Below are 19,780 nucleotides of genomic sequence, written 5' to 3' on the forward strand. Positions count from 1 at the left end.
TCAACCGTCCAAGGCGGTCGTCGTGGCGCGGGTGTGGCCGATGGTGGCACGTCCCGTTCCGGTCAGCCGGTGATGTTCGCGCGGCCCATGTCGTCGAGCCTGCCGCCGTTTCTCGGTGACTCCCAACGCACGTCGCAGTGACGTCCCGTCAGATGGACGGTCGCGATGGCGTTGTCGAACCACGGTCCGTCCGTCATCCGCCACCGGATCGGCGGGACGGGCACCTTCGACAGCTTGGCCAGGACGCGGAACGGCCCACCCGTGATCTTGGCGTACGCGATGCGGTTGGCCCACCGGAACTTGCCGACGAGCGGGTTCCGTAGCGGTGAGCAGACGATCTGGGAGACCTTCGACTGTGTGGCGGGCTTGGTGACCCTGGCCAGATACGAGTAGTGGATGTCACCGGACAGAAAGGAGATGCTGGCCGGTGCGGGGCCTCGTTCGCCGCGTCCGACGGCGACGACACCGGCGGCCAGGTCACGGAACGACTCTTGGAACGCGGCCCAGTGCTCCAGGTCGGCGGCCTGCCGGATCTTCTCGCCGAGCCGGGCCGCGGCCTTCCCCCAGGCGCCGCCGGCCATCGCCTCGTTCCACGACTCGGCGTGGTGGATCGCCAGGGGCAGCAGGTAGGGCAGGGAACTCGCGATGAGCAGATGGTCCATGCCGCCCTGGCACTGCTCGTTCAGCCAGCGGAACTCGTCGTCGTCCAACATGCCTCGACGGTCGGCGGTGAGGAGCCTCGAACAGCGGCTGTCGACCACGATCAGGCGCGTCCCGCCCCAGTCGTGCGCGTAGCTCCAGCGGGTGCCGGCCGGTTCCTTGTCGGCCTTCTCGGCGAACTCGTCCAGGACGGTGCCCGCGTCACCGGCACTGTCGGACGCCTCCCGCACCGCCTTGTAAGTGGGGTCGGACGCGCGGTCCCGCGGTGACAGGTTCCCGAGGTGCTGGTAGATCCAGTACGACCCGATCCCGCCCGTGATGCGGGACTTCCACCAGGGCTGTGACCACATTTCCTGGCGCCACGCGTACGAGGTGTTCCAGTCGTCCCGGATGTCGTGGTCGTCGAAGACGGTGAAGGTCGGCACGGTGGACAGCAGCCACCGCACCTCCGGATCGTCGTACCAGGCCAGCTTGTACAGGTACGTGTAGTCCTCGAAGTCGGCGGCCTCGTCGATGGGCGGCTCGTCCGCGGCGCGGCGGCTCTTGATGAACTCGCGCATCGGGTCGGTCAGCTCGTCCGCGTAGACCTGGTCGCCGACCATCAGCAGGACGTCGGGCCATTCGACCGAGTCGCCGCCGGTACGGAGCCGCCGCGCGAACGCGGTGAGCGCGTCATGTCCGAACTGTTCGACCGTGCCGGGTGAACGGCGGCACGAGCCGAACGAGATTCGCAGTCCGTCGTCGGGGGTGAGGGTTCTGATCTGGGACGGCGGGAACTCGCTGTCTTCCTCCGGCCAGACCGTCTCATCGTCGAGGACGACCTCGTAAGGGATGCGCGCCCCGGGTGAGAGCCCGTCGATCTCGACGACCGCGTAGTGGTGCCCGTGCACGGTGAACGTGCGGGCGCCCGCGTCCAGGCCCTGCTCATGGTTGACGACCCGGACCTCGCATGGACGGTCGGTCTCCACCCAGATCGTCGCGGTGCGGTCACTGGCGTGTCGAAGATGCGGCCCGAGCACGAGCTTTCTCACAGCGGCACCGTACTTTCGCCTCGGTTTCGGCGTCCAGGCCGACGGCCGGGCGGTCGGGACGCTGAGGTGCCCGGCCACCGATGGACTGTAGCCACTCCCACGTGTCCGTCACCGTCTCCTGGACGGGTCTACAACGCAATCCGGTAGAAAGCGCCTTGGTCACGTTTCCCTGATGCATGGTGTCGTACGCGTCTCCGGGCGGAAGCCAGATCGGAAGATCGGTCCACGGCGCGATACCTGCCTCCAGGATGGTTTCCGGGGGCGCCCAAACCAGCTCCGCGTCCGAGCCTGTCACCTGGATGCACGCTTCGAGCAGCTCCCGCATCGTCGTGTGGTCGGGTGGGCTCACCATGTCGTACGGGCCGCCGAGTTCTTGTTCGATGGCGTTCAGCGTCCATGTAGCCAGGTCTCGTGCGTCGATGTACTGCAAACCGGCGTCGCGTGGGCCGGGTGCCAGTACCTCGCCGCCCTTCGCGATCCGTGTCAGCCACCAGGGCAGCCGTCCGATGTTCTCGTACGGGCCGAGGATGAGTCCCGCTCGCACCAGGAGAGCCCGGTCGCCGAACGCATCGACCGCCGCCAGTTCCGCTCCGCGCTTCGCCGCCGCGTAGTCGACATCGCCGTCGTCGGGGGAGCCGTCCACCACGGGCGCGTCTTCTCCGAGCCCGTCCGGCTCGGGAAAGACGTAGACCGATCGGCTGGAGATGTAGACGTAGCGTCCGACGCGTCCGGACAGGAGACGCGCGGCGTCACGGACCACGGACGGTGCGGCGGACCAGGTGTCGATGACCGCGTCCCAGGCCTCGTCGGTCGCGAGCGCACGGAGACCGTCCTCGGCGGTACGGTCGCCGCGCAGTGAGGTGGCGCCCTGGGGCGGCTCGTGGCGTCCCCTGTGAAAGACGGTCACGTCCCAGCCGCGCGCGAGGGCTTCCTCGGTGACGGCGCGGCCGACGAACTCGGTTCCACCCAGCAGCAGAATCTTCATGGAGGAACTGTACAGTCCGTACGTTACGTACGGTAGATCGCTGCGCCAACGGCGGAACGCTCTCCGTTCGGGGTGAGAATCCTCCCCCGATCTGTCCTGTAAGTGGTGATTCGTCGAATAACGTGCCGACCAGTCGGCATACGGAACGGTATTTATACCCCACTCAGGATTTGTCAATTCATTTAGTCGTTTGGTCATGCGGGCGGCGCTGTTCTGGCTATGGTGGGGTTTCTTGCAACTCTCAGTTCTTTTCGGTGGGGACATGGGCTTGCTCATCGACGACTGCCTTGCGCGGATGATGACGATTCCGGGTGCCCGGCGGGCGACCCTGATCGACTGCGCCAGCGGGCTCGCCGTGGCGGCGGCGGGCCGGGAAGACCTCGTTGACCAGCACGAGGACGCCGCCGGAGCGACCGATGTCGTCCGGGCGGTGCTGGCGTCACCGGCGCTCAGCGCCACCCCGACGGGCGACGACATCGAGGAGATCATTGTTTCCGGCACCGGCGGATATCACCTTCTGGTCCTCACCGGAGCCGATTTCGACGGGCATCTCTTCGTCCATCTGCTGGTCGATCGCGAAAACGGCAATCTCGCCCTCGCCCGGCTCCAGATGCATCGGCTCGTCCAGGAAATAACGGACGGTCGCCATGACCGATGACATTCCCGGCGTCCTCGCCGCCCTGGAGTCGGAAAGGCGCACCGGGCTGCTGCGCGTCGGCGACGACGGCGCGTTCCGCGTCGAGAACGGCGCGGTCGTCCACGCGGAGAGCCGCCACGCGCCCGGCCTGGACGACCTGTCCGGCTCCGACCCGTCCGGTTCCGACCTGCCCGCGCTGCTCGCGATGTTCGACGCCGCCTACTTCCTCCTCGGCTCGACGGCCGGACCGGTGTTCACCGAGGGACCGCCGCACGGCGCCGACCAGCGGATCTCCGTCGCGACGCTCGTGCGGGAGCGGGACCGGCGCCGCGCCCGACTCGACGCCGCCTGGCCGGACGACCGCGTCGACGTCGAGCCCGTCGTTCCGGTACGGCGCGTCCGGCGGCAGCGGGTCATCCTGACCGGTGTCCAGACCGAGATCCTGATCAACGCCGACGGGCGCCGCACCCCGGCGGAACTGGCCCGCCACCTCGGTCGGACGGCGTTCGCCTGCCTCCTCGCCGTCCGCGGTCTCGCCGCCGCGTCCCTGATCCACACCGTCCCGCGCCCGGCGTCCGGCCCCCCGCCTCCTCGACCCGCGATCCCGGCCGAGTGGGCGCCACCCGACCACGAGCTGCTCGACCGGCTCAGGACGGCGCTCGTCGAACTCGGCCCATGCTGAGCACCCCCGGTCGAGGGACCGGCCGACCGGTGAAACGTTGGATCGAAAGGCTGACGAAGGTGACGGAACGAGCGGCGGCGGAGCAGGTGCCCGTGGTGACGGAACTGCGGACGCTGCGAACCCGCGTCCCGCAGCTCACCGGCAGCCTGGTCGCGTCGGCCGACGGGCTCCTCATCGCCCACGACCTGCCCGCGCCCGTCGAACCGTCCGGGATGGCGGCCGTGACGGCGACCGGCCTGTCCCTCGCCCACCGCATCGCGCACACCGCCCACGGCGGCGCCTTCCACGAGGTCGTGATACGCGGCGTGGACGGCTACGTCGTCATCTACGCCGCCGGTCCGGTCGCGTCCCTCACCGTCCTCGCGGCCCCGACCGTCAACGTCGGCCGGCTCCACCTGGAGTCACGCCCCACCGCCCGCGCCATCGCCGCCCTCCTCACAGACACGCGTCGCAAGTAACGACAACCGAAGGAGACCCATGGCCAACCTGGATCTGACCCTCAAGGACATGATGACGGTCGACGGAGCCCTCGGCGCCGCCGTCGTCGACTACGACAGTGGCATGGCCCTCGGACACCTCGGCGGCTCCAAGGCCCTCGACCTCCAGATCGCCGCCGCCGGGAACACCGAGGTCGTCCGCGCGAAGGTCCGGACGATGGAGCAGCTCCGCATCAAGGAGGACATCGAGGACATCCTCATCAGCCTCTCCTCCCAGTACCACGTCATCCGGCCGGTCACCGCAAGGGCAAGGGCCTGTTCCTCTACCTGGCCCTCGACCGCGCCCGCGCCAACCTCGCCCTCGCCCGCCACCGCCTCCGCGACATCGAGGAGAACATCGAGGTTTGACCCTGGCGCCGACACGTGGCAGGACGGGTGGGCCGGTGCAGGGGCGCCGACCCACCCGGCTGGGGTCTTACCGCCGCCACCTCGGGCCTGAGGATCGCAGGCACCCTGGTCGGCAGAACGCGATCAGGAGGGGCAGGAGCCGCCGGTCCAAGGGCAGATGTCCGGATCGAAGTCAGGCAGTCCGTTGAGGAAACCGGCGTTCTCCCCGTAGTCACGCCTGATCCAGCGAGCGACGATAAGAGCGGAGACCGTACTCGCTCCGGCTCTCCGTAACGACAGCGCGGCCGACTGCACATGTCCGCCTCGGGCCCAGGTGTCGTCCATGAGCAGGACGTGCGAGTCGGGCGGAAGGGCGGTCTCGGCAGTGAAGTGGGACGCGTCGAGGGCGCGTGGGTTGGGTGCTTTCGGGGCGGCTCTGAGTTTGATCTCGGCCCCGGGGGCCGATCCGGCCACGATGCGGTGCAGGGCGTGCTCGTAGGGTTTCGCGGGTAGGGACGGCACGGATGCCCAGTGGGTGAGCGGAGTTCGAGCTAATCTGCCCGCGCAGGCGCCGTGTCTCGACAGGCTGAACAACATGAGCATGCTCACCAGGCGGTAATGGGCGTTTACGGGAGGACGAGCCTTGTATCCGTGCATGACATAGCCGGACTGCTGCTGCTTCACCGCGTAGGTGATGGGTGCGACGCGGTCAGCCGTCCCATCCTGCATCCGATACTGCTTGCACGGGTAACAGAGCGCATAGCGGTTCTCCACCGGTGTCGTACAGACATCGCATGTCACATGGATCCGCCGAACCGGATTGCGGAGAAAGCCTCCGGCCGAACTGATCAACGCCGTGCGTAGACGGTTCTCGACAGTAGGACCCAGCATGTTACGGGGACACCAATCGCCGGAGGTCGTCTTCCAGGACTGACTCTCGTTTCACGAGGTCATCGACGATTTTCGACACGTCGTCGACGGTGCCCGCAGTGTGCACTCCCGGACGGCCGACAAGCGCACGGGCCCAGGCGTTGGCTCTGACCACCATGTTCGTCAGTATGACCGGCCGACCGTGCTCCACCGCCATACGAGCCTGGGTGCGGGCTCCGCTGTGCTCGCCCGCCTCTACCACGACCGTCGCCATTCCGTAGCCTGACATGGTCGCATTACGCATCAGGAACGTGTGCTTCTGTGGCGGCGCGTCGGGCCAGAACTGTGAAAGCAGCAGACCTCGGGCCGAGATCTCACGATGGAGCTCTTTGTTCGCGGCCGGATATACCTTGTTGATGCCCGTTCCGATGACGGCTACCGTCCGTCCGCCGGCATCGAGCGCGGCGCGATGGGCAGCGGTGTCGATACCGGCCGCGAGACCCGCCAGGACCGTGACCTTCCGATGAACCAGATCTTTGGCGACGCTCGCGGCGAACTCCATGCCGTGTTCGGAGGCCGCCCGGGACCCGACGACCGAAACGGCGGTGTCGTCCGGCAGCAGCGAGCCGCGCGCAAAGAGCACGGGAGGGGCCTGATGAACCTCGCGAAGCCGTTCCGGGTACCGGTCGTCGAGCACGGTGAGCACTGTGTGCCCCTGGTCGGTCCAGACGGAGATGTCATGGGCGGCGGCCTCCAGCGGACTCGACTCCCCGGGAGCCTCCACCAGAGTGGGAGGGACGAGACGATCCCACACGTCGAGTGCACTGCCCACTTCGACCACTCTCGCGGTGATCTCACCCCAGGGAAGACCCTGTGGGCGGACCTGGAGGAGCGCCACCAGGGCCGCTCGCTCCTCCGCGCCGACCGTGTCCATGCCGCCAGAGTACGAGGGTGATCTCGACATCTCCACATCCACCTCTCGCCTCGAACTGAAGTTCGAGTATCTCACGCCGAGTATCTGCCACACAGGCCCCGACGGTCGAACTCAAACGGCGGGCGAGCAGGTCACTTTGCAAAGGTGACGGTGGTGGACGGGGTCACGGTGAGTTTGTCGGACGGTTCGTCGAGGTCGACGACGACCTCGTCGCCGTCGCGGATGTCGCCGGACAGGAGTTGCCGGGCGAGCTGGTCGCCGATCGCGGTCTGGACGAGCCGCCGCAGGGGCCGCGCCCCGTACAGGGGGTCGTAACCGGTCAGGGCGAGCCACTCGCGGGCCGCGGGCGTCACGATCAACGTGAGCTGCCGGTCGGCCAGGCGGTCGGCGAGCTTGTCGACCTGGAGGTCGACGATGCGGGTCAGCTCGGTCGTGGACAGGGCGTCGAACAGGATGACGTCGTCGAGCCGGTTCAGGAACTCCGGCTTGAAGGAGTTACGGACGGCGTTCCAGACCGCCTCCTTCTTCGCGCCGTTCTCCAGTGTCGGGTCGACGAGGAACTGCGAGCCGATGTTCGAGGTGAGGATCAGGATCGTGTTGCGGAAGTCGACCGTGCGGCCCTGCCCGTCGGTGAGGCGACCGTCGTCCAAGACCTGGAGCAGCAGGTCGAACACCTCGGGGTGGGCCTTCTCCACCTCGTCCAGCAGGACCGCCGAGTACGGGCGGCGCCGGACCGCCTCGGTGAGCTGACCGCCTTCCTCGTAGCCGACGTAGCCGGGCGGCGCGCCGACCAGGCGGGCGACGCTGTGCTTCTCGCCGTACTCGCTCATGTCGATGCGGGTCATGGCGCGTTCGTCGTCGAACAGGAACTGCGCGAGCGCCTTCGCCAGCTCGGTCTTGCCGACGCCGGTGGGGCCCAGGAACAGGAACGAGCCGGTCGGACGGTCCGGATCGGAGATGCCCGCGCGGGCGCGGCGGACCGCGTCCGACACGGTGCGCACGGCGGTCTCCTGGCCGATGAGGCGCTTGCCGAGCTCCTCCTCCATGCGCAGCAGCTTCGCGGTCTGGCCTTCGAGGAGACGTCCGGCGGGAATGCCCGTCCAGGACGCGACCACGTCGGCGACGTCGTCCGGGCCGACCTCCTCCTTCACCATCGGGTCGCGGTTCTCGGCGGCCTCGGAGGCCTCCTCCAACTGCTTCTCCAGGGCCGGAATCTCGCCGTAGGTGAGGCGGGCGGACGTTTCGAGGTCGCCGTCGCGCTGGGCGCGTTCCGCCTCGCCGCGCAGCTGGTCGATCCGCTCCTTGATCTCACCGACGCGGTTGAGGCCCGCCTTCTCCTTGTCCCAGCGGGCCACGAGGCCGGTGAGGTGCTCCTGCTTGTCGGCGAGGTCGGCGCGGAGCCGTTCGAGACGCTGCCTGGACGCCTCGTCCGTCTCCTTGGAGAGGTTCATCTCCTCCATCTTGAGACGGTCGACGTTGCGCTGCAGCTCGTCGATCTCCACGGGACGGGAGTCGATCTCCATGCGGAGCCGGGACGCGGCCTCGTCGACGAGGTCGATCGCCTTGTCGGGGAGGTAGCGTGAGGTGATGTACCGGTCGGACAGCGTCGCGGCCGACACGAGCGCCGAGTCGTTGATCTGGACCTTGTGGTGGGCCTCGTACCGGCCCTTGAGCCCGCGCAGGATCGCGATGGTGTCCTCGACGGTCGGCTCACCGACGAACACCTGCTGGAAACGGCGCTCCAGGGCGGCGTCCTTCTCGATGCGCTCGCGGTACTCGTCGAGGGTGGTGGCGCCGATCATGCGGAGTTCACCCCGGGCCAGCATCGGCTTCAGCATGTTGCCCGCGTCCATCGCGCCCTCGGCCGCGCCCGCGCCGACCACGGTGTGCAGCTCGTCGATGAACGTGACGACCTGCCCCTCGCTCTCCTTGATCTCGTGCAGGACGGCCTTCAACCGCTCCTCGAACTCGCCCCGGTACTTCGCGCCCGCGACCATCGCACCGAGATCGAGAGAGATCAGACGCTTGCCGCGCAGCGACTCCGGCACGTCGCCCGCGACGATCCGCTGCGCGAGGCCCTCGACGACGGCGGTCTTGCCGACGCCGGGCTCACCGATCAGGACGGGATTGTTCTTCGTCCGGCGGGACAGCACCTGGACGACGCGCCGGATCTCCGAGTCGCGTCCGATGACCGGGTCGAGACGGCCGTCGCGGGCGGCGGCGGTCAGGTCGACGCCGTACTTCTCCAGCGACTGGTAGGTGCCCTCGGGGTTCTCGCTGGTGACGCGGGCGTGGCCGCGGACCTTCTCGAACGCGTCCAGCAACGCCTGGGGCGTGGCGCCGAACTCCTTCAGCAGACCCGCGGCCGGGCCGCCGTCGGCCGCGAGACCGACGAGCAGGTGCTCGGTGGAGACATAGTCGTCCTCAAGCTGCTGCGCGCGGTTCGCCGCCGTGTTGATCGACCTGGTGAGCCGGCCCGAGATGCGCGGTGTCGCGACCGTGGAGCCCTGCGCCTTCGGCATCGCGGCGAGCTGCTCCTCGGCGCGGCGGCGGATCGCCTTCCAGTCGGCGCCGACGGCCTCCAGCAGCGGCACCGCCGTGCCGTCGGTGAGGGCGATCAACGCGACCAGCAGGTGCTGCGGCTCCACCTCGGGGTGCCCCTCGGCGGCGGCCCGCCGGATCGCGACCGACAGCGCTTCCTGGCTCTTCTGCGTCAGCTTGTAGTCCATCGTCCCCACACCCCCGTGTCATTCAGGGGGGCCGACCTGCCGGCCCCCGCGACGGCCATGTGCTCAGTCCCGGTTCCGTTCGTGCCAGACGACGACGCTGGTGTGCCTGATCGGCACCAGGTCGGCACCGGGCGTGCCGCCCATTTCCCCGCGCCTGCGCTGCTGCGCCAGACGCGCCGCGACGGAACGGGTCGATTCGAGTTCGTTGGCGAGCGCGTCCAGCGCGGCGTGCGCCTTGGCGAGCTCCTCGCGGAGCCGCACGTTGTCGCGTTGCAGCTCCAGGATGTGCTTGATGCCGGACAGGTTGATGCCCTCCTCCTGCGAGAGCCGCTGGATCTCGCGGAGCATCACGATGTCGCGCATCGAGTAGCGACGGCCCCGGCCGGCCGTCCGGCCGGGGGAGACGAGGCCCATCCGGTCATAGGTGCGCAGCGTCTGCGGGTGCAGCCCCGACAGTTGCGCCGCGACCGAGATCACGTAGACCGGAGTGTCGTCGCCGAAGGGGTTCATTGGGATCACTCCTGCCTGGCCTGCTGGACGAGTTCGGTGCGCAGATCCTCACCGGAACAGGACGCCCGCAACCGGACGAGCGCGTCCCGCGCGTCGCCGTCGAGCTTGTGCGGGACCTGGACGTCGACCGTGACGAGCAGGTCGCCCTTCGTGCCGTCACGCCGGGGCGCGCCGCGGCCCTTCACCCGGAACTTGCGGCCGTTGGGCGTGCCCTCCGGCAGTTTCAGCGTGACCGGCTGCCCCTGGAACGTCGGCACCTGGATCTCCGCGCCGAGCGCCGCCTCCGGGAACGTGACCGGGACGGTCAGCGTCAGGTTGTCGCCGCTGCGGCCGAACACATGGTGCGGTTTCACCTTGATGTTGACGTACAGGTCGCCGTTCGGGCCGCCGTTCTCGCCCGGGGCGCCCTTGCCCTTCAGCCTGATCTTCTGCCCGTCCGCGACGCCCGCCGGGATCCGGGCCTGGATCGTCCGGGTGCCGGTTGCGCGGCCGCTGCCGTGGCAGATGGGGCACGGGTCGTCGACGACGAGGCCCCGGCCGTGGCACTCCTTGCACGGCTCCTGGAACCCGAAGTTGCCGAGGTTGCGGGTCTCGTGCCCGGTGCCCTCACAGCTCGGGCACACCCGCGGCACCGTGCCCGCCCGCGCGCCCGTACCGCGGCAGCCGTTGCAGGCCGCCTCGCTCGTCAGCTTGATCGGGACGGTGACACCGTTCATGGCGCGGGCGAACGACAGCGTCACATCGGTCTCGACGTCCGGGCCGCGGCGCGCCCGGCGGGCGCCCGTGGTGCGGGTACCGCCGCCGCCCCGGCCGAACAGCCCGCCGAACAGGTCGCCGATGCGTTCCCCGGCGCCGCCGCCGGTGTGCGTCCCGGCGCCGGCGCCCTGCCCGAACAGGTCACCGAGGTCGAACGGGAACCCGCCGCCCTGCTGGCCGCGGAACCCGCCCGGCATCGACCGGATCGCGTCGTACTCCTTGCGGCGCTTCTCGTCCGACAGGACGTCGTACGCCTCCGAGACCTCTTTGAAGCGCTCCTCGGCGTCGGCGTCGCCCTTGTTGGCGTCCGGATGGTACTGGCGGGCCAGCTTCCGGTACGACTTCTTGATCTCCTCTTGTGAGGCAGACTTCGCGACACCGAGGACCTTGTAGTAGTCCTTCTCCAGGTAGTCCTTGGTGCTCACGGCGCCCCGCTCTCTGCTATCGCCACATGCCACTTGTCTTCACGGGGCCCGCGGAGCCCGTCCCGTTCGGGACGGGCCCGCGAGCCTGTTCGGGGGAGGCGATCCCCCGGACCCCCGGCCGGAGCCAAGGGGTCATTCGCCTTCGTCGCCGCGTTCGGCACCGGTGTCACCCGGCTCCTCACCCGGCTTCTCGTCCTCACCGTCCGGACCGGGCTCGGCCACTCCCACGCGCGCGGGCCGCAGGATCCGCTCGCCGATGCGGTAGCCGGGCTGGAAGACGTTCACGACGCTGATCTCGGACACGTCCGCCGAGTACGCGTGCATGAGCGCCTCGTGCACGGTCGGGTCGAAGGGTTCGCCCTTCTCGCCATAGCGTTCGAGGCCGAGCTTGCCCGTGATCGCCTCCAGGCTCTCCGCGACGGACTTGAATCCGCCGTTGAGCTCGTCGTGCTCACGGGCGCGGCCGATGTCGTCCAGCACCGGAAGCAGCTCGGTCAGCACCTGCCCGAGCGCCTGCTCCCGGACCGCGACCCGGTCGCGTTCGACCCGCTTGCGATAGTTGTCGTACTCCGCCTTCAGCCGTTGCAGGTCGGCGAGACGCTCCGCCAGCTGAGACTTGAGCGAGGCGACCTCCTCGTCCGTGACCGCGGCTCCCCCGTTGGTCTGGGCCTCGGAGGTGGACGACCTGTCGGCCGTCTCCTCCCGGACCCTCCCCGTTTCGGGATCGATGCGCCGCTTGTCGCGGATCACCGGGCCCTCCTTCTCCTCGCCCTCATCAGGGGAGGTCGTCACGAAGCATCACCCTTCGGCTTGTCCTCATCCACGATCTCGGCGTCCACGACCTCGTCGTCCTGCGGCTCGCCGCCCTGCGCGTTCGCCGTCGGCCCGTGGTCGTCGGCGCCCGCCTGCGCCCCCTCGGGGTTCTGCGCGTACATGGCCGCGCCCATCTTCTGGCTGATCTGCGCCAGCTTCTCGGCGCTGCCCTTGATCGCGTCGACGTCGGTGCCCTCCAGGGCCTTCTTCACCTCCGCGACCGCATCGCTCACCTCGGACTTCAGCTCGTCCGGGACCTTGTCGTCGTTCTCCCGCAGGAACTTCTCGGTCGAGTAGGCGAGGGTGTCGGCCTGGTTGCGGATGTCGGCCTCCTCCTTGCGGCGGCGGTCCTCCTCCGCGTACTGCTCGGCCTCGCGGACCATCTTCTCGATGTCGTCCTTCGGCAGCGCCGAGCCGCCGGTGATGACCATCGACTGCTCGCGCCCGGTGCCCTGGTCCTTCGCGCTGACGTTCACGATGCCGTTGGCGTCGATGTCGAAGGTGACCTCGATCTGCGGGACGCCGCGCGGCGCCGGCGGCAGACCGGTGAGCTGGAACGTGCCGAGCTTCTTGTTGTGCATCGCGATCTCGCGCTCGCCCTGGTAGACCTGGATCTCCACGGACGGCTGGTTGTCGTCGGCGGTGGTGAACGTCTCCGACCTCTTGGTCGGGATCGTGGTGTTCCGCTCGATGATCTTGGTGAAGATGCCGCCCTTGGTCTCGATGCCGAGGCTCAGCGGGGTCACGTCGAGCAGCAGGACGTCCTTGACCTCGCCCCGCAGCACCCCGGCCTGGAGGCTGGCGCCGATCGCGACGACCTCGTCCGGGTTGACGCCCTTGTTCGGCTCCTTGCCGCCGGTCAGCTCCTTCACCAGCTCCGACACCGCGGGCATCCGGGTCGAACCACCCACCAGCACGACCTGGTTGATGCCGTCCACGGTGATGTTGGCGTCCTTGAGCACCTGCTGGAACGGCGCCTTGGTCCGCTCGAGCAGATCGGCCGTCATCCGCTGGAACTCGGCGCGGGTGAGCTTCTCGTCCAGGTGCAGCGGGCCCTCGCTGGACGCGGTGATGTACGGCAGGTTGATCTGCGTCTCCGTCGAGCTGGACAGCTCGATCTTCGCCTTCTCCGCGGCCTCACGCAGCCGCTGGAGGGCCATCTTGTCCTTGGACAGGTCGACGCCGTTGGCGTTCTTGAACCGCTCGACCAGCCACTCGACGACCTTCTGGTCCCAGTCGTCGCCGCCCAGGTGGTTGTCGCCGCTGGTCGCCTTCACCTCGACGACACCGTCGCCGACCTCCAGCAGGGACACGTCGAACGTGCCGCCGCCGAGGTCGAACACCAGGATGGTCGCCTCGTTCTCCTTCTCCAGGTGGTAGGCGAGCGCCGCCGACGTCGGCTCGTTGATGATCCGCAGGACGTTCAGCCCCGCGATCTGCCCGGCCTCCTTGGTGGCCTGCCGCTGGTGGTCGGAGAAGTAGGCGGGCACGGTGATGACCGCGTCGGTGACCGTCTCGCCCAGGTAGGCCTCGGCGTCCCGCTTCAGCTTCTGCAGCACGAACGCGCTGATCTGCTGCGGGGTGAAGTCCTTGTCGTCGATCTTGGTCTTCCAGTCGGTGCCCATCTCGCGCTTCACCGAACGGATCGTCCGGTCCACGTTGGTCACGGCCTGGCGCTTGGCGACCTCACCAACCAGGACCTCGCCGTTCTTGGCGAAGGCGACGACGGACGGCGTGGTCCGCGACCCCTCCGCGTTCGCGATGACGGTGGGCTCCCCACCCTCCAGAATCGCGACGACCGAGTTGGTCGTCCCGAGGTCGATGCCGACCGCACGTGCCACCATGTTCTCGTCCTCCGTCGTTTCCGGTGTATCGCCCCCCGGTCGCTCCCAGGGCGCGGCCGGTTCGGTCTGTTGCCTGTTCGATGTCTGCGGTCAGGGTGCCCGGACACCCAAGCGATGTCAAATCACTTGAGTCGACCAGACTCAACTTTGCTGCTGACCTCTCCAACAATACGTCTGAGCGGCCTATTCCGGTTCCCCGTTCCGCCGAAATCGCCTCCACGGAGGAGGGCGCATCCCTCGATCGGAGGAGCGCCGCCGGACGATCCGCCACCACCGCAGGACGACGGCACGCGGATCGCCGCTCCGGAGGGCGCGGTCGGCGACGTTCGGAGCGGCGTGCCGGTCCGTCCATGATCGTCCTGACCTGCGAACTTCAAGCTGGTACGACCCCGTTGGATCGTGCTAACCTCCGTCTTCCGCGCTGATAGTTCATTTTTGAACAATCTCTTTGCAGGAGGGCGCATGATCCCCGCGAACCGAATCCCGTACCTGTCCGACATCGGCCTGCTCATCGGCCGCGTCGCCCTAGGCGTCGTGTTCGTCGCGCACGGCTGGCAGAAGCTCAACGACATGGGCCACGCCAACGTGACCAAGTTCTTCGAGAGCGTGGACGTGCCGCTGGCGTCGCTGTCCGCGTACTACTCGACCTGGGTCGAACTCATCGGCGGTTTCGCGCTCATCGTGGGCGTCGTCACGCCGATCGTGGGACTGCTCCTCGCGATCGACATGGCCGGTGCCTTCCTGTTCGTGCACAAGGGCAACGGCATGTTCGTCACCGAGAACGGCTACGAACTCGTCCTCGCCCTCGGCGCCACCGCGATCCTGCTCGCCCTCGCCGGCGCGGGCCGCTTCTCCGTCGACGGCCTCCTGTTCAACCGCAACGACAGCCGAGAGAACCACGGCGCGGCGGCCTGATCGTCCGTCCCCGTCCGCGCAGCGTTCTGATCGGTCCACACGCTGCGCGGGCGGGGACGGGCTCCGCCGGCACCATCCGCCGGCCCCTCGTCGACGCTCCCCCTTGTCAACGCCCCCGAACAGCGCGAAGCGCCGCGGCTTCGGCCGCGTCCAACACCTTCCTGACCTGGCTCAGTGAGTGCACGCATTCCTGATCCGGGTCTTCCGAAAAGAGCCGGTCGGGTCGCCCTGCGACCCGACCGGCTCTCTTGTTCCGTGAACGGGATGCGGGGGGTCGGGTGATACGTGTGTGACCGCCGTTCGTGTCACGGAAAGGCAGCACATGACTCGGGAGCCTCTCACCGCGGACCCGCCCCTGCACGGGGCCCAGGGGCGGGCGGACGACAGTGCCGTCCTGCGGTCGTCGCTGGACGAGCCGGAGCGGTTCGGTGAGATCTTCGACGCGTACTTCGCGGAGATCCACGGCTATGCGGCCCGACGGCTCGGGTCGGACGTGGCCTCCGATGTCGCGGCGCAGACGTTCCTGGAGGCGTTTCGCGGTCGGGGACGGTACGACGCGTCCCGCGCGGCCGTCCGTACCTGGCTGTACGGCATCGCGACGAACGTGATCGGCAAGCACCGGCGTGCCGAGGTGCGCGGGTTGCGGGCGCGGGCCCGGCTGAAGGTCGTCGAGGAGGCCGACGGCCACGCCGACCGGGTGGACGACCGGGTCAGCGCCGAGGGCCTGCGAGGACGTCTCGCGGGGGCCATCGCCGGGCTGTCCGACGGTGACCGGGACGTACTGCTGCTCGTCGCGCTCGCCGACCTGAGCCATCAGGAGGTGGCCGCGGCGCTCGACATCCCGTACGGGACGGTCGGCTCGCGGCTGAACCGGGCGCGCAAGAAGGTGCGCGAGGCGCTCGGCGGGACGAATCCGATGCGTGACCTGGAGGACGACCATGGATGACCTGCGAATCGTCAAGGAGGCGTACGGGGAGCCCGCCGCGCCCACCCCGCGGGAGATGACCGAGGCCCGAGCCCGGATGTTCGAGGAGCCGACGCGTTCGCGACGCCGGTCCGGGTCCGGGTTCGGGTTCGGGTTCGGGTGGCGGGCCAGGGCCGGGATCGGGCTGGTCGCGGTGGGCGCCGCCGCCGCGGTCACGATCGTGGCCCTGGGATCGGGGTCGTCCACGCCGACCGAATCGGCGGAGTCCGTCGACATCGGCAAGCTCGCCGTGCTGGCGGCGGCGGAGAAGGCCGAACGGCAACCCACGGGGAAGTTCTGGCACACCGACACCGTCAGCGGCCAGGCGTACATCGTCCGGGCGAAGACCGGGAACTACGCGATCTTCGGCGCGCAGGACGAGTCGTTCAGCTGGGCCGGCGCGGAACGGGGTATGGGTGAGGCCTACTACGGCCGCGATCTTCCGGCCCACCCGCAGACGGCGCGGGACGCCGAGCTGTGGCGGAAGGCGGGGTCACCGTCGCGCATCCGCGTCTGGTCCGGCGACCACTACGCCACGTACACCACCAAGGCGACCGCCTGGCGGTCGGACGGCCCGAACGTCGGCGTCGACCCCAAGGGCGGCGGGACGTTCGTGGACGGAAAGTCGGCCGCGCAACTGCGGAAGCTGCCGACCGACCCGGAGGCGCTCGCGGCGATGTTCCTGGGCGGGACGTCGGCGGGGGACGACCCGGCGCGCCGAGCGGGGGTCGGCACGAAGGACGCGGCCGTCCGGCGGCTCCTCGCCGCGACCAAGATCATGCGGACATCGGCGGTGTTGCGCGCCCCGATCCCGCCGAAGGCGCGGTCCGGGCTGATGAGGGCACTGGCCGCCCAGCCGGGCGTGCACGCGGTCGGCCGTGTCGCCGACCCGCTGGGCCGCCGGGGCGTCGCGCTGGCCGGCGACGAGCACGACGTGACCGTGACCGGCGAGTACGGCACGTCGAAGGCCGAGCAGGGAACCTACCGCTCCCGCCAGGTGATCGTGTTCGACGAGCGGACCGGCGCGTTGCTGTCGCGGCAGGAGATGCTGACCGTGCCCGGCGGCCCGTACGCGGAGATGAAGCCGGGCTTCATCATCGAGTACCAGGCCAACCGCTCGGCCGGGTGGACGGACGCGAAACCGAAGCCGCCCGTGGACCTGCCCTTCTGATCCGAGGTTTCCGGCCCTCCGCCCTTCACCGGGTGGAGGGCCTCCGCGTCCCCAGGCCAGCCGGACGCGCCGGGCGCCCGGCCGTCTACACCGGGAAGGCGTGACCTTCGTTCGGTTAGCGGCGGCAGGGTCGTCAGATCGTGAGGTCGGACGGGACCGTGCCGGTCTCGGTCAGCGGGAGGCCGAGCGCCGCGCGTTCGGTCAGCCAGACGCTCGGACGGTAACGCGGGTCGCCCGTGCTCGCGTGCAGGCCCCGAAGGATCTCCAGGACACGGGCGGCTCCCGCCTGCTCGCCCCACTCCAGCGGGCCGCGCGGATACCCGAGGCCCAGCCGGACGGCGGTGTCGATGTCCTCGGGACGGGCCAGCCCCTGTTCCGCGATGCCGCAGCCCACGTTGACGATCGAGGCGAGGAGGCGCTGCGCGACGGGAGCGGGCGCGTCCCGGACGACGGTCACCGGTCGTCCCGTGGAGGCGAGGGCGGCCAGACCGGCGCGACCGGCCTCCTTGTCGACACCGGGATGGACGGACACGGTGAGCCGGGTGAAGAACCCACCCCACGGATCGACGCCCAGGGTGCGGTCAAGGGGAAGACCCTCGGCCGCCTGGACGGTGCTCTTCCCGAAGGGGGCGACCAGGACGACGGCGTCGCCGGACGGCCCGTCCCCGGACTCGACCTCCACCCCGCTCGTCGAAAGCAACGCCCCCAACTCCTCACGGACATCGCCGTGCACCCAAACGGGCCGGGCGCCGACCGTGGGCGCCTTCGCTTCGGACGGTTCCTGCTTCGCGCCGTCCACGTACGTGTAGAAGCCCTCGCCGGTCTTACGTCCGAGCAGGCCCGCCTCCAGGCGAGCCCGTCCGACCCTGGACGGACGCAACCGCGCCTCCGTGTAGAAACCCGTCCAGATGGACTCCATCACCGGCTGGGACACGTCCATCCCGGTGAGATCGAGCAGTTCGCACGGCCCCATCCTCAGACCGAGGACGTCACGCGCGATGCGGTCGATGTCCACGGGTTCGGCCGCGCCCTCGGACAGGATCTGCAAGGCCTCCGTCACCAGACCGCGCCCCGCGTGATTGACGAGGAACCCGGGTGTGTCCGGTGCGAGGACGGGTTCGTGGCCGAGGCGCCGGACGAGATCCGCCAGCGCGTCCGGAACCCACTGCGCCGTCCGAGCGCCCGGAATCACCTCGACAACCCGCATCAACGGCACCGGGTTGAAGAAGTGCAGGCCCGCCAGCCTGGACGGATCGTCCAGCGCCACGCCGATCGCCGTCACCGGCAGCGAACTGGTGTTGGTCGCCATGACGGTGTGCTCGGGGCAGACCTTCTCCAGGGCCGTGAACAGCTCCCGTTTCGTCCCGATGTCCTCCCGAACGGCCTCGATCACGAGATCGCAGCCCTGGAACGGCGTGAACGGATCACCGACCGGCCGCAACCGCGCCTTCGCGGCCTCCGCCTGCGCCCCGCTCATGCGTCCCTTGCTCGCGAGCTTGTCGAACATGCCGCCGATGTACTCGACGGCGTTGATGACCGCGTCCGTCCTGATGTCCGCCAGTTCGACCGTCAGCCCGCCCGCCGCGGCGAGCTGCGCGATCCCGCGTCCCATCGCACCCGCCCCGATCACCCGGACCGTCGTCACCCGCCGCGCCCACTGCTCCACCATCGCCTCCTCGTCGCTCGCACACCCTTCCCCGCATCCCGACACGCATTCGACCTCCGCCAGACGGAAACCCGCCCGCGGCTCACCCGATAGCGGGACGTAACCTGCAAGGTGCCCGAAACTCTCCAGTCCGAGGAGCCCACCATGCGCGAAGCGGTGATCTGCGAGCCGCTGCGTACCCCGATCGGCCGGTTCGGCGGGGTGCTGAAGACCGTTCCGCCCGCCGACCTCGCCGCGACCGTCATCCGGGCGCTCGTCGAACGCACCGGCCTTGCCGGCGACGCGATCGACGAGGTGATCCTCGGGCACTGTTATCCCACGTCCGACGCCCCCGCCATCGGACGGGTCGCCGCGCTCGACGCCGGACTGCCCGTCGAGGTCGGCGGCCTCCAGCTCGACCGGCGCTGCGGCTCCGGACTCCAGGCCGTGGTCAACGCGGCCATGCAGGTCCAGACCGGCGTCAGCGACGTGATCATCGCGGGCGGTGTGGAGAGCATGAGCAGCGCGCCGTTCTACACGACGCAGGCCCGCTGGGGTGTGCGCGGCCCGTCCATCGAACTGCACGACGCGCTCGCGCAGGGCCGTGTCACCGCCGGCGGCGCCAACCACCCGGTGCCCGGCGGGATGCTGGAGACCGCGGAGAACCTGCGCCGCGAGTACGGCATCGGACGCGATGAGCAGGACGAACTCGCCGTCCGGTCCCACCGGCGCGCCGTCGCCGCGCAGCGGTCGGGGACGTTCGCGGAGGAGATCGTCCCGGTGACCGTCCGGTCCCGCAAGGGGGACACGGTCGTCGACACCGACGAGCACCCGCGGCCCGACACGACGGTCGAGTCGCTGGCGAAGCTGCGTCCCATCCTCGGCAAGACCGACGACCAGGCCACGGTCACGGCGGGCAACGCCAGCGGCCAGAACGACGCGGCCGCCGCCTGCGTCGTCACCACGCCCGAGCGCGCCGCCGAACTGGGGCTGCGCCCGCTCGTCCGGCTCGTGTCCTGGGCCCGCGCGGGAGTGCCGCCGCGCACGATGGGCATCGGTCCCGTCCCCGCGACCGCCAAGGCGCTGGAGCGTGCCAACCTCGCGCTCGCCGACATCGACCTCATCGAGCTGAACGAGGCGTTCGCCGCGCAGGTCCTCGCCGTCACCCGCGAATGGGGCCTGAAGGACGCCGACTGGGACCGCGTCAACGTCAACGGCTCCGGCATCTCCCTCGGCCACCCCGTCGGCGCGACCGGCGCCCGCATCCTCGCCACCCTCGCCCGCGAGATGCGCCGCCGCGAAGCCCGCTACGGCCTCGAAACGATGTGCATCGGCGGCGGTCAGGGCCTCGCCGCCGTCTTCGAACGCGTCTAGGACACCTTCCC

General features: G+C 69.5%; 17 protein-coding genes and 1 pseudogene. 8 read left to right on the forward strand and 10 right to left on the reverse strand.

What is annotated here, in order from left to right:
- Positions 1–62 precede the first annotated feature (62 nt).
- Together BZB76_RS04895 and BZB76_RS04900 are read right to left on the reverse strand one after the other, a co-directional pair.
- Positions 63–1,691 (reverse strand): alkaline phosphatase D family protein, encoded by a 1,629-nt coding sequence (locus tag BZB76_RS04895; protein WP_121433043.1) that lies wholly within the window; start codon positions 1,689–1,691, stop codon positions 63–65.
- The gene (locus BZB76_RS04900) at positions 1,648–2,676 is read right to left on the reverse strand and encodes an SDR family oxidoreductase (protein ID WP_121433044.1); all 1,029 of its coding nucleotides are present in this window, start codon (positions 2,674–2,676) and stop codon (positions 1,648–1,650) included. The genes BZB76_RS04895 and BZB76_RS04900 overlap by 44 nt, the downstream gene beginning before the upstream one ends.
- Positions 2,677–2,872: 196 nt before the next feature.
- On the opposite strand from BZB76_RS04900, the gene BZB76_RS04905 reads away from it, so the two are divergent.
- From BZB76_RS04905 to BZB76_RS04920, 4 genes and pseudogenes are all read left to right on the forward strand, one after another.
- Positions 2,873–3,334, forward strand: coding sequence for a roadblock/LC7 domain-containing protein (locus BZB76_RS04905; RefSeq protein WP_246006754.1), 462 nt, complete (start codon positions 2,873–2,875; stop codon positions 3,332–3,334).
- Entirely contained in the window at positions 3,324–3,995 is a 672-nt protein-coding gene (locus BZB76_RS04910; RefSeq protein WP_121433045.1) for a DUF4388 domain-containing protein, read from the forward strand. The genes BZB76_RS04905 and BZB76_RS04910 overlap by 11 nt, the downstream gene beginning before the upstream one ends.
- A gap of 59 nt (positions 3,996–4,054) precedes the next feature.
- Positions 4,055–4,453: a roadblock/LC7 domain-containing protein gene (locus BZB76_RS04915; protein ID WP_246006755.1), complete on the forward strand. Its 399-nt coding sequence runs from the start codon at positions 4,055–4,057 to the stop codon at positions 4,451–4,453.
- Between the two features lie 19 nt (positions 4,454–4,472).
- Positions 4,473–4,840 (forward strand): annotated as a pseudogene (locus BZB76_RS04920) (hypothetical protein).
- Between the two features lie 123 nt (positions 4,841–4,963).
- Here BZB76_RS04920 and BZB76_RS04925 read toward each other — a convergent pair.
- From BZB76_RS04925 to dnaK, 7 genes are all read right to left on the reverse strand, one after another.
- Positions 4,964–5,548: a hypothetical protein gene (locus BZB76_RS04925; RefSeq protein ID WP_147449319.1), complete on the reverse strand. Its 585-nt coding sequence runs from the start codon at positions 5,546–5,548 to the stop codon at positions 4,964–4,966.
- A 163-nt stretch (positions 5,549–5,711) separates the two neighbouring features.
- Positions 5,712–6,623, reverse strand: a complete 912-nt coding sequence (locus BZB76_RS04930; RefSeq protein WP_121433048.1) for a DNA-processing protein DprA — start codon at positions 6,621–6,623, stop codon at positions 5,712–5,714.
- Between the two features lie 131 nt (positions 6,624–6,754).
- The gene (gene clpB, locus BZB76_RS04935; protein ID WP_121433049.1) at positions 6,755–9,352 is read right to left on the reverse strand and encodes an ATP-dependent chaperone ClpB; all 2,598 of its coding nucleotides are present in this window, start codon (positions 9,350–9,352) and stop codon (positions 6,755–6,757) included.
- 63 nt (positions 9,353–9,415) lie between these two features.
- On the reverse strand, positions 9,416–9,862 hold the full coding sequence (locus BZB76_RS04940; protein WP_121433050.1) for a heat shock protein transcriptional repressor HspR: 447 nt from the start codon (positions 9,860–9,862) through the stop codon (positions 9,416–9,418).
- Between the two features lie 5 nt (positions 9,863–9,867).
- Positions 9,868–11,043 (reverse strand): molecular chaperone DnaJ, encoded by a 1,176-nt coding sequence (gene dnaJ / locus BZB76_RS04945; protein WP_121433051.1) that lies wholly within the window; start codon positions 11,041–11,043, stop codon positions 9,868–9,870.
- 132 nt (positions 11,044–11,175) lie between these two features.
- On the reverse strand, positions 11,176–11,835 hold the full coding sequence (gene grpE / locus BZB76_RS04950) for a nucleotide exchange factor GrpE (protein WP_121433052.1): 660 nt from the start codon (positions 11,833–11,835) through the stop codon (positions 11,176–11,178).
- On the reverse strand, positions 11,832–13,697 hold the full coding sequence (dnaK, locus tag BZB76_RS04955) for a molecular chaperone DnaK (protein ID WP_121433449.1): 1,866 nt from the start codon (positions 13,695–13,697) through the stop codon (positions 11,832–11,834). The genes grpE and dnaK overlap by 4 nt, the downstream gene beginning before the upstream one ends.
- A gap of 465 nt (positions 13,698–14,162) precedes the next feature.
- Here dnaK and BZB76_RS04960 point away from each other — a divergent pair, with 465 nt between their 5' ends.
- The 3 genes from BZB76_RS04960 to BZB76_RS04970 all read left to right on the forward strand — a co-directional run bounded on the left by BZB76_RS04960 (position 14,163) and on the right by BZB76_RS04970 (position 16,750).
- The gene (locus BZB76_RS04960) at positions 14,163–14,615 is read left to right on the forward strand and encodes a DoxX family protein (protein ID WP_121433053.1); all 453 of its coding nucleotides are present in this window, start codon (positions 14,163–14,165) and stop codon (positions 14,613–14,615) included.
- A gap of 322 nt (positions 14,616–14,937) precedes the next feature.
- The gene (locus BZB76_RS04965) at positions 14,938–15,561 is read left to right on the forward strand and encodes an RNA polymerase sigma factor (protein WP_121433054.1); all 624 of its coding nucleotides are present in this window, start codon (positions 14,938–14,940) and stop codon (positions 15,559–15,561) included.
- On the forward strand, positions 15,554–16,750 hold the full coding sequence (locus BZB76_RS04970; protein ID WP_121433055.1) for a hypothetical protein: 1,197 nt from the start codon (positions 15,554–15,556) through the stop codon (positions 16,748–16,750). The genes BZB76_RS04965 and BZB76_RS04970 overlap by 8 nt, the downstream gene beginning before the upstream one ends.
- Positions 16,751–16,883: 133 nt before the next feature.
- Here the strand turns inward: BZB76_RS04970 and BZB76_RS04975 are convergent, their stop codons facing one another.
- Positions 16,884–18,419: a 3-hydroxyacyl-CoA dehydrogenase gene (locus BZB76_RS04975; protein ID WP_246006756.1), complete on the reverse strand. Its 1,536-nt coding sequence runs from the start codon at positions 18,417–18,419 to the stop codon at positions 16,884–16,886.
- Positions 18,420–18,560: 141 nt separating this feature from the next.
- Between BZB76_RS04975 and BZB76_RS04980 the strand changes: the two genes are divergently transcribed.
- A complete protein-coding gene (locus tag BZB76_RS04980; protein WP_121433056.1) occupies positions 18,561–19,769 on the forward strand; it encodes an acetyl-CoA C-acetyltransferase in 1,209 nt (402 codons plus the stop codon).
- The last annotated feature ends 11 nt before the right edge of the window (positions 19,770–19,780 follow it).

It is taken from the genome of Actinomadura pelletieri DSM 43383 (assembly GCF_003634705.1).
In the GTDB taxonomy this organism is placed as follows: Bacteria; Actinomycetota; Actinomycetes; order Streptosporangiales; family Streptosporangiaceae; genus Spirillospora; species Spirillospora pelletieri.

Excerpts from the sequence above, each read along its gene's own strand:
- BZB76_RS04960 (WP_121433053.1), top strand. The coding sequence starts at position 14,163 with ATGATCCCCGCGAACCGAATCCCGTACCTGTCCGACATCGGCCTGCTC.
- BZB76_RS04900 (WP_121433044.1), bottom strand. The coding sequence starts at position 2,676 with ATGAAGATTCTGCTGCTGGGTGGAACCGAGTTCGTCGGCCGCGCCGTC.
- BZB76_RS04970 (WP_121433055.1), top strand. The coding sequence starts at position 15,554 with ATGGATGACCTGCGAATCGTCAAGGAGGCGTACGGGGAGCCCGCCGCG.
- BZB76_RS04980 (WP_121433056.1), top strand. The coding sequence starts at position 18,561 with ATGCGCGAAGCGGTGATCTGCGAGCCGCTGCGTACCCCGATCGGCCGG.
- BZB76_RS04930 (WP_121433048.1), bottom strand. The coding sequence starts at position 6,623 with ATGGACACGGTCGGCGCGGAGGAGCGAGCGGCCCTGGTGGCGCTCCTC.
- BZB76_RS04965 (WP_121433054.1), top strand. The coding sequence starts at position 14,938 with ATGACTCGGGAGCCTCTCACCGCGGACCCGCCCCTGCACGGGGCCCAG.
- BZB76_RS04940 (WP_121433050.1), bottom strand. The coding sequence starts at position 9,862 with ATGAACCCCTTCGGCGACGACACTCCGGTCTACGTGATCTCGGTCGCG.
- BZB76_RS04910 (WP_121433045.1), top strand. The coding sequence starts at position 3,324 with ATGACCGATGACATTCCCGGCGTCCTCGCCGCCCTGGAGTCGGAAAGG.
- BZB76_RS04975 (WP_246006756.1), bottom strand. The coding sequence starts at position 18,419 with ATGGTGGAGCAGTGGGCGCGGCGGGTGACGACGGTCCGGGTGATCGGG.
- clpB (WP_121433049.1), bottom strand. The coding sequence starts at position 9,352 with ATGGACTACAAGCTGACGCAGAAGAGCCAGGAAGCGCTGTCGGTCGCG.
- BZB76_RS04925 (WP_147449319.1), bottom strand. The coding sequence starts at position 5,548 with ATGCAGGATGGGACGGCTGACCGCGTCGCACCCATCACCTACGCGGTG.
- BZB76_RS04905 (WP_246006754.1), top strand. The coding sequence starts at position 2,873 with ATGCGGGCGGCGCTGTTCTGGCTATGGTGGGGTTTCTTGCAACTCTCA.